Origin of the sequence: Methanolobus profundi, assembly GCF_900114835.1 — an archaeon.
In the GTDB taxonomy this organism is placed as follows: Archaea; Halobacteriota; Methanosarcinia; order Methanosarcinales; family Methanosarcinaceae; genus Methanolobus; species Methanolobus profundi.
Genome location: NZ_FOUJ01000004.1, coordinates 359,386 through 373,330 on the forward strand (window position 1 = coordinate 359,386; position 13,945 = coordinate 373,330).

Below are 13,945 nucleotides of genomic sequence, written 5' to 3' on the forward strand. Positions count from 1 at the left end.
ACCCATAAGTTTATAAAACTTTGAATTCTATTACTTAATGTGATCATTATGATATGGTCATATTAATGCTTGAAAACAAGATAATACAGATACTACGAACAAGGGTATCTTTCAATAATACAATTAAGTCATTCATAATCACTACCTATTAAAAATAGGAATCATCATCGATACAGCATCTATTACATCATAAAAAAGATGCTTAAAGGTCAAAAGCTAAAAGTATTCAATGAGGGATTTGGAAATACTGCTTATGACCAAGCCAGTAAACAGTTGAAATAGCACATTTACATTTTGTGCAGAGTGTAGCTTACTGCTGTTCTCAGCTTGGCGTTGGTTCAGATCAAGTGGAAACCTTCATGTTTAATCATTGGTTTTTAGTTCTACATACTACTGGCCTTTCGGTATGAGTGCCATTCAGGTAGTCTTATTGATTCTCTTTTTTGTATTCCGAATTGTTCTGGTATCGCTCATTACCCAATTTCGGAGATCATTACATGCAAAATGCAGATACTACTAAATATATAATTCATTCAAAGATAGGTGCAGATGGAATAATCGAACGTCCTGATATAGTAGGGGCGATCTTTGGCCAGACCGAGGGATTGCTTGGTTCTGACCTTGACCTTCGTGACCTTCAGAAGACAGGAAGGATCGGCAGGATCGAGGTCGTTGTCAGTGCAAAGGGCGGTAAGACCAAAGGTACTATCCTTATTCCTTCAAGTCTTGACAAGGTGGAGACCTCCATACTTGCAGCATCCCTGGAAACTATAGACAGGGTCGGACCTTGCAGTGCCAAGATCGAGATCACACATATAGAGGATGTAAGGGCAACCAAGCGTCACCAGATAATCGAAAGGGCAAAGTTCATTTTCACAGGTATGTTCGATGAGAACCTTCCTGAATCCCAGGAGATCGCTGATGAGGTTCGCCAGTCTGTAAGGATCGAGGAAATGCAGTACTTCGGTAAGAACAAGATCCCATGTGGACCTGCAGTGTTCGATTCAGATGCGATCGTTGTGGTAGAGGGACGTGCAGATGTCCTTAACCTTTTGAAGTACGGTATAAAGAACACTATTTGTGTTGGTGGCACCAATGTTCCTCCGGAGGTTGCAGAGTTGACCAAGAAGAAGGATACCGTGACTGCTTTCACTGACGGTGACCGTGGTGGAGAGCTCATCATCAAAGAACTTGTTCAGGTAGCCAATATCGATTACATTGCAAGGGCACCTGACGGAAAGAGTGTCGAGGACCTTGTACAGAAGGAAATAGTAAGGTCCCTCAGGCAGAAGGTTCCTGTAGAGCAGGTTATCGATAAGTATGTCATAAAGGATCAGGGAGGACCTGCTGAATCCAGTGGACGTGCTCCACGTCTTCCAAAGCGCAAGGAAAGAAGGACAACGCCTGCAGCACCTGTAGCAGATGTCAAGCGTGTACCTTCATCTCAGGTCAAGAGACCTTCCAGGGAACAGACAAGAGAAAGGGACCCAAGGAAGAAAGAGCCAAGAGAAGCACAAAAGGTAGAAAAGGCACCAGTAGCGGAAAAGACAAAGAAGCCTTCATCTCCTGAGAACAAGAGGTTCAAGGATCATGCAAGTGACCTTATAGGTACTTTCAGTGCACGCTTCCTTGACAGTAAGGATAATGTGGTCAATGAGACCGCAGTTCGCGATCTTGTCAGCACCCTTAAGGATTACGAAGATGAGGTTAAGACCGTTGTCTTTGATGGTGTTGTTACCCAGAGGATACTGGACATTGCAGCTGATAAAGGTATAGAGCGTCTTATTGGTGCAAAGGTAGGTAGTGTGACCAAGCGACCTGCTTCTGTCAAAGTTCTAACTGCAGCTTCACTGTGAATATATAATGTGCGCTTGCGCACATCATATATATTTCTACTTTTTTATTGATATTTTTTTATGTGCTTTCTATCTTTTCTTACAAACTATTCGCTCATTTGTAATGTTTAATCATTTAAATTAAACAGAAAAATTTATAAACTCTACATGCGGCAATCATTTCCGTGGGAAATACCTTTATTATGAAATTTCCCAACTACATGTAGTGCATTATTTTAAACAGTGCACAAATGAACAATTATTGTTCGATTTTAAGCGAAGGTTGGTTGGTATGCACAAAGATGAACTAATACAATTGCACACATTAATGGCACAGATAAGGAAACATTTTGAACACATGGGTCTATCTCCTTACGGAGAATATGATTCGTTATCAATTAGTCCCTTACACGTTCACAGAAGTAAGGCTGAACACAAGCATGCTATATTCGTTCTTGGGAATGACATTGCATCTGCATTATCACAGGATGATGTCTCAGGGATGGGTCGTACATCTATAAGGATGCACGAGCTTGCAACAAGGGCAAGCGAGAATATAGCAAATACAAATTAGATATGATCAAGGAATCTGAAAATACTTCTCTTTCCCAAAAGGTCTGAGTCCTTTTTCGTTCCTATGATCCCTGGTGTGAACGGTGTCAGGCGTTTCTTCATAATGATGCCGTCCTCTCCATCAGAGTAATAGCCATGCTCTATCCAGCATGGTAAAAAATCCATACGTTTATAGAATTCCTGAGCTCTGATGTTAGTTATCCTTACTTCAAGGCTCGCATTTTGAAGTAACTTTGTCATGAATACTGTCAGGATCGAATTCATGAGCTTTGCTCCGACCCCCAGACTTCTGTACCCTCTTCTCACGGCAAGCGAGAATATCCTTCCTTCGTTCGAGGACAGGGCATATCCCACAACAAAACCTACTATATACTTATTATATTCGGCAACAAGGAACCCATCACTGTTCATTTCGTAGAAGTTCATATAGAGAAAAGGGTTGTGTTCTGAAAACGCTTCTGACTCAATTTCCAGAACCTCTTCGAAATCTCCAGGTTCAAAGTTCCTGATAACTATCATCTATAGACCACTGAATTATCTCTCATTCTATCTTTTTTACATGACGCAGGTCAACTGCAACTCCACGGTTGGACCGTCTCATCTCATCTCCGCTCATGTTGGCTCTTCCTACTGCGATAGCATTCTTTCCACTGATCAGCACCTCATCGTTTGGTCTTATCAATGGATCGGCATCTATCACTCCTGGTGCAAGTAGTGAACCACGTGGAACAAAATCATCTATCTTCACAATGTATCTTTCCTGGTCCAGCATTGCCTTTGCACCTTCAATGGTGATCGCCAGGGTCCCGTATTGTGGTATCAATGTAATTAGTTGCTTCTTTCCGACGAAGACCTGATGTTTCGGGAAAGGCCCTTTGATAGTTGATCCTTCAGGTACAAGTATCTGTCCTGAACCTTTTCCGAACTGATAATCTGCAACTGCTTTCATGAGGTCCTTCTGGGTCTGCTCATGGCTTCTTTTTCTTCCAGTGGTAAGTTCGGATACCGTAGTGTTGAGCTTCTTCAGTGATGCAGGTGATGTCACGCTACCGGTACTTGTGTATATTATATCTATACTAAGCTTCTCCGCTACCATCTCACATACCTGTCTGTATGCGTCCTCTACATGTGCAACTATTGAAGTGTATTTATGTTGCAAAAGATAGTTCTCAAGGCAGGATGCAACCCATTTTATTTCTTCAGCATCCCAATATCCCGTTACTGTCGTATCATAATGTGCTGCAGGGTATGTCAGTTCGAGCTCTCTTGGGACTATTCCCATGGGTGAGGTGATTATAACTTCATGTACAAATTTTCTGCTCTTCCCAAGGGCATTGATGAACTTCCAGTGGGAATTGGATGTGGAATATGGTTTTTTGGCAGAACACGGCAGAAGCAATAAGATGTCTGTCTCAGGTGGGGTATATCTTTCCTGTATCCTTTTTGCAAATCTGACGATCTCAACCCTGTTCTGGGATTCGCCGCAGGTTGCGATCAGGGAATTGTTCCTGGCCAGAGGTGCTTTGCCCTCCATATATTTGAATTCCTCATCAGCAAGTCTCATCAGACCAGTAAGCCATGTCCGAACTCTACATTGTCCTTCTATATACTCACGTAGCATCCCGGAACGTATCTTTTCTCTGACAAGGGCTGCTTCAGCTTCCATTGCAGCGATATTGTGCTGTTCCACTATCTTTGCCCTGCTCTTTTTATCCATACTCATAAGATCTGATATGCTGGTGGATGAACAGGCACTGCATCTGCATGGAAGTTCGGCAAGTGAGTCCAGATAGAACTGTCCGGCTGTTGTGAGGTATATATCGTTATGTGCTGCAACGATCGCCTTTGTATTATCAAGAACATCGACACCCAGATAGACAAGCATTGCCAGGTTCTCAGGAGTGCAGATATTAGGTGTGTAGATCGCTGTATCAGATGCTACTGTATCTCTCATCCCGATAATGGTGCTAAGGAAGGTCCTTGCATTGTTCTCGAAGCATCCTGCGCCTTCCATTACATAGAGGTCATGGTCTTCTACTTCCTGACCTGGAATGTATATGGTACCTGTTGCTCCGGTAATTGAGAACTCTGAATTATTTGCAAGTTTCAGAGCAAGGTCATGTGGTGCATCAGGTGTGAGGTCCTGATGGGGGAGTATTATCAATATGTCGTCACCTGCTTTTTCCCTTAGTTCCTGGAGTTGCTTCACTGCTTCTTCTCTGTCTGCGTATCTCCATAGTGAACCTCCGTCAATTATTGGACTGTCAGGGGATCCAAGGCTTCTTGTATCTATTATATAAGGCGTCTGGATAGTTGTTCTAAGCAGAAATTTCCCTATCCTTGCAGCACCATCTCGCTGCTGTACCTCAAAGTATCGTGTCATTGGTGCTTAATAGTTGTAGTCAGATGTAAATGTTTGCCTTCACCAAAAAGTATAAATCTTACTATCCCACTTAAAAAACGATTCCATGCAAAAATCCGATCTACTTAAAAAGCTGCAGGATATCGTGGGGAATGAAAGGGTTTCCGCGTCTGCTGCAGAGCTTTATTGTTATTCATGTGACGCCTCTCAAGTTAGGGGCATGCCTGATTTTGTTATCAGGCCAGCAAATACTGAACAGATCTCAAAGATAGTCAGTCTTGCAAATGAGAAAGAGATCCCTGTGACCGCAAGAGGTGCAGGGACAGGACTTGCCGGTGGAGCTGTGCCGGTAGAGGGTGGCATTGTACTTGACATGTCATCTATGAACAGGATACTTGAGATGGACCTTGGTAACCTTCAGGTCACAATTGAGCCAGGGATTGTTCAGGAAAAACTGAATGATGCACTTGAGCCATACGGTTTCTTTTTCCCGCCAGACCCAGGAAGTTCTGCGATGTGTACCCTTGGTGGACTTATCGCTAACAATGGAAGTGGAATGAGGTCTGTTAAATACGGTACTACCAGGAATTATGTACTTGGACTTGAAGTTGTTATGGCAGATGGTACTGTGGTAAACACAGGTACCAAAGTAACAAAATCGGTTGCTGGTTATTCATTGACCGATCTATTCGTAGGTTCTGAAGGAACTCTTGGTATCATAACAAAGGCTACATTGAAGGTAAGGGCGCTTCCAAAAGAGCGTTCCGTATTGCTTGCCTCTTTCGAGGACCCCGAGCATGCAGGAGAAGCAGTTGTAAAAGTGCTCTCCTCAGGTATTGTACCTTCAGCATGTGAGATCCTTGACAGGAACATTATAGAGGCCATCAACACCTACGACCCGCACATCGGTCTGCCAAAGGCAGGTGCGATCCTCATGTTCGAGGTAGATGGTACTGAGAACACTGTCCGTGAAGGTATAGAGATGATCAAGGATGCATGCAGCACTCTTGCAACAAGCATCAGGGCAGCCTCGGACAAGAAGGAAAGGGATGAGATATGGGCTGCAAGGAGACTTGTAGGTGCAGCGGTGTCAAGGCTTGACCCATTGCGTACCCGTGTGTATGTAGGTGAGGATATTGGTGTCCCGATAAAGGAACTACCTGGTATGCTTCACAAGGTCGGTGAGATATCAAAGGAGTTCAAGCTCCCTATTATGACATACGGTCACATCGGTGATGGGAACCTCCATACCGGAATGTGTATCGATATGCTCAGCGATAAGGAATGGGACAAACTGACCAAGGCCGCAGACAAGATCCATCTCACAGCGATAAGTATTGGTGGAACTGTAACTGCCGAACATGGAGTTGGAAGTGCAAGGGCAGAGTACCTTGGACTTGAACTTGGCAAAGGCCTTGATGTAATGATATTGATAAAGAATGCACTTGACCCCAAGGGAATACTTAATCCCGGGAAGATGGGGGTCTGAGAATGAACGATTCAGATATGCGTTCAATACTGAAATGTGTCCGTTGTGGAACATGCCGCTCGGTATGCCCGGTCTTTGATGTTATCGGCTGGGAATCGGCCAGTTCCAGAGGACGTATGCTTGTTGCCCATGGGCTTTCCCAGGGAATGGAAGCTGATGAAGGTGTCTTTGATAGTATCAACACCTGTACCACATGCGGACTATGTGAACAGATGTGTCCTTCCGGAGCATCTCCTGTGAAGGTCATAGAAGATGTACGTCACCAGCTTGTACTTCAGGGCAAGATGACCGATGCCCAGAAGCTCCTTCGTACTGATGCCATTGAGAAAGGTAATCCTCTTGGTGAGGAAAAGGACAGGATGGCATGGCTTGGAGATTCTAAAAATGATGTCCCTGAAAAAGCTGATCATGTCTTCTTCGCAGGTTGTCTTGCTTCATACAGGTACCCTGAGCTCACAAAGAGAACTTTTGACATACTCAGGAAGTTCGGTGTGACCGTATTACAGGAAGAGGTATGTTGTGGTTCCCCGCTCCTGAGGACCGGCTCTGATCCATCAGAACTAATGTCAAAGAATCTGGAGCAGATCCGCAAGATTGGTGCGCACACGATAATCACTGGTTGCGCAGGATGTTTCACAACTTTGAAGAATGATTATCCTGACAACATTGAAGTCGTCCATGTGGCTGAGTTCCTTGCAGACCGTCTTGCTGAGATGGACCTGAAGAAACTTGATCTAAAGGTTACATATCATGACCCATGTCACCTTGGAAGGTGCAATGGTGTCTTCGATGCACCAAGACAGATCATCAAGTCAATATGCTATCTTGAGGAAATGAAGAGCAACAGGGAAAAGTCCAAATGCTGTGGAGCAGGTGGTGGAGTGCTCAAAGGTTATCCTGAACTCTCCCTTGAGCTTTCAAAGAACAGGCTTGAAGAGATCCCTAAGGATGTCGACTATCTTGTAACTGCATGTCCTCTTTGCCGCACGAATCTCAAACGTGGTGGTCCGAGGGTTGATGTTCTGGATATTATCGACCTGTTAGAAATGGCTATGGAATAGCCATTTTAGTTCTCTTTTTGATAGTTGCTTATTTTAAGAATTAAAAGGGCATGCAGCTCATGTTCTCTTCATCTTTCTGTTCAAGGCCAGTGCCAGAAGCGCACCTGCCAGCTCAAATCCAGGTGTAGGGGAACTCTCAACTGCATTAGGTTCATCTATCTCTTCGATGTATTCTTGCACTATGATGGGTTCTGGGTCTTGTTCCAGTTCCACGTATCCATTCATTCTTCTCAACTCTGTATAATCAACGTTCAATCTATTGATGATAAGGTATGTGGGGTATCTTCCACCATCAATATTTGCTCCAAGTGCTTCGTAGACAATTGAGTTTCCGTCATTTGACCAGTAGACTTCATAGATTGCTGCTCTGTCCCATTCCATAGGGTTTTCTCTGGTACTTTCGATATAAAAATGCAACAATTCCCTGTGCAGCACTGTATTGTTGTTCACGGAGCATATGTCTATGACATATTGTCCATTCCTACAATCCTCTGAGAAGACTACTCTTGGAGCAGCATACATTTTGCTGTCAGGGGAGAACGCAACAGGATAGTATCCTGTGGTAATTATGTTCTTAATGTTAGTGTCATTTCCAGTTATTGTATTGCTTATAAAAAAATCTTCGTCATGTGCACCTATCCATCTCAAAACAACGCTATAATTGCCATCTGGGCTGGTTGTTGTTCGTGGAGTGAACTTCTGAGCTAAGTTGATCTGTGAGTGCTCTCCATCCTCGCTATAGGCAATGATCTGGTGGGCTTCAATACTATCTGGATTTGTGTATGAGTGGGAGTAAAATGAATCCTCACTGATATTTTCATCGATGCCTATTATGGGGCTTGCAATTGATAGTTGTGTCAGGATGCATAGGGTTAATAATATGAGGGCCAACAATTTGTATTTCATTAGCATACCTTCTATTTTTTATATAAAGTATAATTTGAAATACAGTAATCGTAACTGTGTTAAAAAGGTTACGATTTTCTTCTGCGGATCACCAACCTCTTTTTCCACCTTTTTTCCTGCTTATGAGGCAGTTCCAGGAATTGCCTACAAGATCAAGTCTGTCAGCGCGTTTCAATCCTTCATAGACAAGGTTGTAGTTCCCGGGCTCCTTGTAGTGCAGCATCGCTCTCTGTATGCTCTTTTCCTTTGCTGATGTTGCCACATATATCTTCTTCCCGGTGAATGGGTCGATTCCAGTGTGGAACATACATGTTGCAGATGTCATAGGAGTTGGTGTGAAATCCTGCACCTGTCTGGTGTATCTGCCGGTGTCCCTGATGTATTCTGCGGTCTCTATCATATCCTTGAGGGTACATCCAGGATGACTTGACATGAGGAACGCAACGAGGTACTGGTCTTTCCCCAGTTTCTTGTTTATCTCCTTGTACTTCTCCTCAAATCTCTCAAAGATCTCCCTGTCCGGTTTCTTCATAACATCTGTCACATGGTCAGTGTAGTGCTCCGGCGCGACCTTCAGTTGTCCACTTACGTGGTGAGCACATAGTTCTTCCATGTATTCTTCATCAAGCAGGGCGAGGTCGTAACGGACACCATAACCGACGAATACCTTTTTGATCCCTGGCAGGTTCCTGAGTCTGCGCATGAGCTCTATAAGCTTCTTGTGACTTGTGTCAAGGGAAGGGCAGGCCTTAGGGTAGATGCAGACCTTGTCCTTACATACTCCCTTTTCCTCCCAGTTCTTGCAGTCCATTCCATACATATTGGCAGATGGTCCGCCAAGTCCGTTGATTGTGCCTTTGAATCCTTTCATATCTCTGAAGCTTTCGGCTTCTCTGAGTATTGATTCGATGCTGCGGCTGCGTATCATTCTTCCCTGATGCAGGGCAATGGCACAGAAAGAGCATGCTCCAAAGCATCCTCTGTGGGTGTTAATTGAGAATTTCACCATGTCAAGGGCAGGGACCTCCTCTTTGTATGATGGATGTGTCTCACGTGTGAATGGAAGTTCATAGACGTGGTCCAGTTCCTCTGTTGTCAGAGGACGCATTGGCTTGTTCTGGACTACCACTGTCTTTGGATGTACCTGTATGATATCATGACCTCGTATGTGGTCCTGTTCCTGGTATACCGTTTTGAAGGTCTTTGCATAGAGTTCCTTGTCCTTAGAGACCTCGACATATGGTGCGATCTCGATGCGGTCCTTCAGGAGTTCTTCTCTTTTGGCTTTCCATGTCTTGATGTCTATTTTCCAGGCTGTTCCTTCAATGTCAGTTATCTCTGATACGGGAGTTCCTTTGTTCAGTCTGTCTGCTATCTCCAGTATCTGGAGTTCTCCCATTCCGTAAACAAGGAGGTCAGCAGGTGCATCTGCAAGGATGGACTGGCGCACTTTGTCGGACCAGTAATCGTATTGTGCGAAACGGCGGAGTGAGGCTTCAATTCCACCAACTATCCTTGGCACATCTGGATATGCTTCTCTCAGGCGGTTGGAATACACAAGCGTGGCTCTGTTAGGACGGAGTCCCGGTTCATTTCCAGGTGAATATGCATCATCATGGCGCAATCTCTTAGATGGGGTGTAGTTGCTGACCATGGAGTCTGTGTTACCTGCACTGATGGCGAAGAAGAGGCGTGGCTTTCCCAGTTTCTTGAAATCCTCTACATCATCCCATTTAGGTTGTGAGATCACTCCTACTCTGTATCCTGCATCTTCCAGTACTCTACCTATGATACTTGTTCCAAATCCTGGATGGTCTACGTAGGTATCACCGGTGACGATTATAACGTCAAGTTCATCCCAGCCTTTGTTTTTGGCTTCTTCGATACTCATCGGGAGGAACTTTGAGGTATCAGCTCTTCCGCTCTTTTTATTGTGTTTCATGTTGGGTCCTTATAGGAGCATGCTTTTGGACATGCGTAATGAGAATTGTATTTGTGTGTTGACATCATTGCTTGTCACTTCTCCATGTCCCGGGTAAAGTGTTTTGACATCAAGTTGCACAAGTTTATTGATCGAATCGGTCAGCTGTGAACGACTGCCGCCTTCAAAGTCGGTCCTTCCGATACTTCCGTTAGGGAACACCGTATCCCCTGAAAAGAGGCTTTTGGACTTTGTCTCGTAGAGGCAGATGCCTCCCGGAGTATGTCCGGGTGTGTGGATCACTTCCAGTTCCTCTTCCTCACTTACGGGTATTTTGTCACCTTCACTTAGGAGAATATCAGGCTCAAAAGCTGGTGCCTTGTATCCGAACATTGCGGAGGCGCTTACTCTGTCATTCTTGAGAAAAGGTGCATCTTCTTTGTGAATAGCTATCTTTGCACCACTTTGGTTCGCTATCTCCTGTGCTGATGCTGTATGGTCATAGTGGCAGTGGGTAAGTATGATGAGTTCAAGGTCCTTGATATCTATATTCTCACTAATGGCTGAGATGAGTCCTTCTGTGCTCATTCCTGTATCTATCAGTATCTTTCCATTGATGAGGTATGAATTGGCATCGTAAAGGCCTATGTTGAAATGTTTGACCTGCATGTAATTTCTCCTGTGTCAAAAAAGAATGGGTTCAGAGTTCAAATGCCCTGCGGGTATTTTGTACTGTCGCCATGGCTATTTCAGTTTCATCTATTCCTTTGAGACTGGCTATGACCGGTACAGAATCGAGGACAAAGGCCGGTTCGTTCCTGCCTTTCCGTGGTGAGAGGTATGGGCTGTCGGTCTCTATGAGCATGTGCTCAAGAGGCAGGTTCTTTGCTATCTCTTTATGGTGCTCTGAGAAGCAGACAAGTGTTGGTACTGATACATAGTGTCCTGCATCGACTATGTTCTTCATGGTCTCAATTGAGCCGCCATAGCAGTGAAAGACAACTCGGTTCAGGTCCTTTGTCATTTCCAGTGCAAGTTCTTCTCCGTCCCGGCCATGTATGACCAGGGTCTTGTTGTATCTGTCTGCAATATCGATGACCTTGCTGAAGACCTCTTCCTGTCTTTTCCTTCCGGCATCTGTTGTACAGTAATAGAAATCAAGTCCTGCTTCTCCTATCCCCACGGCCTTATCGACATTCCGTTCCATCTGTGCCAGTATCTGCTTGATTTTTTCTTCGTTGGCTTCAGGGACCATCTGAGGACTGAGTCCCAGGGTAGCATGGATATGATCGTATCTTTTAGCGAGCTCAAGGGAATCTGCATTGGTCTTGTAGTCTATGCCGGAATTTATCATTGTGACCACACCACTGGCCCTTGCTCTCTCTATTGTCTCATGCCTGTCCTTGTTGAATTTTGGAAAATCAAGGTGGCAATGGGAATCTATTACTTCATATTTCATGTGTACTCATTTATGGACTTATTATATAGATATGAACCTGTGATCCTGGCATGTTCAAAAACAGAGTTCAAAGGTCGATAAAAAAAGAAAGGATCTGAGAACCGTGGTATCCACGGCCTCGGTTACCAATTTAAGTTATTCCATGCTCCAGAGCTTCTTTTTGTCAAGAAGCAGGTTGATGGCTGTTATGAGTGCGTCCACGGATGCGGTTGCGATATCTGCGCTGGCAGATTGCGCACTGGCCACACGTCCTTCTTCGTCCTCAACAGAGATGGTTACCTCTGCAAGGGCGTCACTTCCGCCTGTAATGGCTTCAAGAGCGAAGTCGCGTACTTTTACCTTCGTGTATTCGCCGATCATAAGTTCTACTGCTTTGAGGGCAGCATCGATGGGTCCTACTCCGTAGTTGGATGCAACTGCTTCCTGGTCTCCGATACTGGCCCTGACAACGGCTGTTGGTGTTGTGAGGTTGCCTGTCATAACAGAGAACTCTTTCAGGATGATGGTCTCGTTTCCGAGGTTCCTTCCAAGGACGGCTGATGCGACTGCATGGAGATCCGCATCACATATGCGCTTACCTTTGTTCGCTATGTCCTTGATCTGGGCAAGTATCTCATTCAGTTGCTCATCGGTGGTCTCGATTCCCATGTCTTCAAGGGACTTCTTGACCGCATGCTTTCCTGCATGTTTTCCTATGACTATACGGCGCTTGTGACCTACCATTTCCGGGGTCATGATGCCGGGCTCGAATGTATCGGATTTTTCGAGTACGCCGTGGGTGTGTATGCCTGATTCGTGTGCGAATGCATTGTCACCGACAATTGGTGTGTTTGCAGGCATGTGTATGCCAGTGTAGTTCTCCACCATTTTTGCAGTTTCAAGCAGATACTCTGTATTGATGTTTGTCTTTGCACCATATATGGATTGAAGACACATCACGACCTCAGCAAGGTTCGCGTTACCGGCACGTTCTCCGATGCCGTTCACAGTTACCTGTATCTGGCTTGCACCGGCTTCTGCTGCCATAAGGCTGTTAGCAACTGCTATTCCAAAGTCATTGTGGCAATGGACGTCAATTGGTATGTTCACATGAGTGTTGATATTCTTTACAAGCTCGTACATGGACGAAGGTGACATTACGCCTACTGTATCAGGTACGTTTATTATGTCACAGCCTGCTCCTTCTACGGCCTGGTACACTTCTATTAGATAGTCAAGGTCGGTCCTTGTGGCGTCCATGGCTGAGAACATACATTTTGCGCCATGGTCCTTGATGTATTCAACGGCATCTACTGCCATTGCAAGTACTTCTTCCCTGCTTTTCTTTATAGTATGTATCCTCTGGATGTCAGAGGTTGATACAAAGGTGTGTACCATATCAACATTACAATCTATACATGCATCCAGGTCTTTGGTTAGGACGCGGGCAAGACCACAGACATCGAGACTCAGACCTTCGTTGGCTATGGCTCTTACATTTTGCTTTTCGCCTTCCGAAGAGACCGGGAAACCAGCTTCGATCACATCTACGCCAAGTTTGTCCAGTTGGCGGGCAATCTTAAGCTTTTGATCGTTGGTGAGTGATACGCCAGGTGTTTGTTCACCGTCGCGCAGTGTCGTGTCAAAAATAGTCTTGTGTTTATCTATAAGTGGTTTATCGCTGTAAAAAGCGATCCCTCAGTTCTACGGTTGAATTCATATTAATCACATCGCCTTGTAACTTATGTTATAAATAGCCTCCGTAGTACATCAGTCTTTCCGTGAATTTCTATAATGTAATATTGTCTGTATCCTCAAAATTTCTATTGAATTCTTCAACGTTCTCCGCAACACTTTTATAGTAAGTCTGTTATGTAAGGGTGCTCGCGAGGAGCTCACTGGTGCGGTGCTCGCATCGGAAAACTTGCTCGTGGGAAACATTCGATGAAGTAATAATTTCATTTCATCAGGCTGGTGTTTACAAAGGTCCATCCTTTGCCTTCGGATCTCTTGATCCGGAAGGTATATATACGATGGCAGCCTTTGAAGGAGTCCGCGCAAATCGCGCGAAAACACTTACAATCACCGCCTTTAACAAGTGGAGACAGAAGCTTTTTCTGTCTGACGTTGGATTTGGCAGTTCGGTTAATTCTGACCGGTAGTGTATAACTACAAACAATTAAGGAATTAACCAAACTATGTGCAAATAGGAAATATTCTCTCAATGAGAGTTCTTTCCGACTGATTCCTAAATGACTTCCAAAATAACATATTCTTTGTGTGTGATCAACAATTCTGGTTGATCCTGCCAGAGGTCACTGCTATCAGTATTCGACTAAGCCATGCGAGTCAAATGTTCT

At 44.6% G+C, this 13,945-nt stretch carries 11 protein-coding genes; 4 read left to right on the forward strand and 7 right to left on the reverse strand.

Annotated features, from left to right (window positions below):
• Window positions 1–497: 497 nt before the first annotated feature.
• A complete protein-coding gene (gene dnaG, locus BM008_RS11055; protein ID WP_091936919.1) occupies window positions 498–1,856 on the forward strand; it encodes a DNA primase DnaG in 1,359 nt (452 codons plus the stop codon).
• Window positions 1,857–2,127: 271 nt separating this feature from the next.
• Window positions 2,128–2,409: a UPF0058 family protein gene (locus BM008_RS11060; RefSeq protein WP_091936921.1), complete on the forward strand. Its 282-nt coding sequence runs from the start codon at window positions 2,128–2,130 to the stop codon at window positions 2,407–2,409.
• Here BM008_RS11060 and BM008_RS11065 read toward each other — a convergent pair.
• Both BM008_RS11065 and arcS read right to left on the reverse strand, forming a co-directional pair.
• Complete coding sequence (locus tag BM008_RS11065) at window positions 2,406–2,927, reverse strand: GNAT family N-acetyltransferase (RefSeq protein ID WP_245748015.1); 522 nt, start codon at window positions 2,925–2,927, stop codon at window positions 2,406–2,408. The two genes, BM008_RS11060 and BM008_RS11065, sit on opposite strands and share 4 nt — an antisense overlap.
• 22 nt (window positions 2,928–2,949) lie before the next feature.
• Window positions 2,950–4,791 carry an archaeosine synthase subunit alpha gene (arcS, locus tag BM008_RS11070; protein WP_091936923.1) on the reverse strand — a complete coding sequence of 614 codons (1,842 nt, stop codon included), beginning with the start codon at window positions 4,789–4,791 and terminating at the stop codon, window positions 2,950–2,952.
• Window positions 4,792–4,876: 85 nt separating this feature from the next.
• Here arcS and BM008_RS11075 point away from each other — a divergent pair, with 85 nt between their 5' ends.
• On the forward strand, window positions 4,877–6,259 hold the full coding sequence (locus BM008_RS11075; RefSeq protein ID WP_091936925.1) for an FAD-binding oxidoreductase: 1,383 nt from the start codon (window positions 4,877–4,879) through the stop codon (window positions 6,257–6,259).
• 2 nt (window positions 6,260–6,261) lie between these two features.
• Window positions 6,262–7,320 (forward strand): (Fe-S)-binding protein, encoded by a 1,059-nt coding sequence (locus BM008_RS11080; protein ID WP_091936927.1) that lies wholly within the window; start codon window positions 6,262–6,264, stop codon window positions 7,318–7,320.
• A 57-nt stretch (window positions 7,321–7,377) separates the two neighbouring features.
• Here the strand turns inward: BM008_RS11080 and BM008_RS11085 are convergent, their stop codons facing one another.
• The 5 genes from BM008_RS11085 to BM008_RS11105 form a co-directional block, all read right to left on the reverse strand.
• Window positions 7,378–8,226: a TolB-like translocation protein gene (locus tag BM008_RS11085; protein WP_091936929.1), complete on the reverse strand. Its 849-nt coding sequence runs from the start codon at window positions 8,224–8,226 to the stop codon at window positions 7,378–7,380.
• Window positions 8,227–8,314: 88 nt separating this feature from the next.
• Window positions 8,315–10,168 carry a YgiQ family radical SAM protein gene (locus BM008_RS11090; protein ID WP_091936931.1) on the reverse strand — a complete coding sequence of 618 codons (1,854 nt, stop codon included), beginning with the start codon at window positions 10,166–10,168 and terminating at the stop codon, window positions 8,315–8,317.
• A 9-nt stretch (window positions 10,169–10,177) separates the two neighbouring features.
• The gene (locus BM008_RS11095) at window positions 10,178–10,816 is read right to left on the reverse strand and encodes an MBL fold metallo-hydrolase (RefSeq protein ID WP_091936933.1); all 639 of its coding nucleotides are present in this window, start codon (window positions 10,814–10,816) and stop codon (window positions 10,178–10,180) included.
• A gap of 31 nt (window positions 10,817–10,847) precedes the next feature.
• The gene (locus BM008_RS11100; protein ID WP_091936935.1) at window positions 10,848–11,606 is read right to left on the reverse strand and encodes a TatD family hydrolase; all 759 of its coding nucleotides are present in this window, start codon (window positions 11,604–11,606) and stop codon (window positions 10,848–10,850) included.
• A gap of 135 nt (window positions 11,607–11,741) precedes the next feature.
• Window positions 11,742–13,253, reverse strand: coding sequence for a 2-isopropylmalate synthase (locus tag BM008_RS11105; RefSeq protein ID WP_091936937.1), 1,512 nt, complete (start codon window positions 13,251–13,253; stop codon window positions 11,742–11,744).
• Window positions 13,254–13,945: the final 692 nt, after the last annotated feature.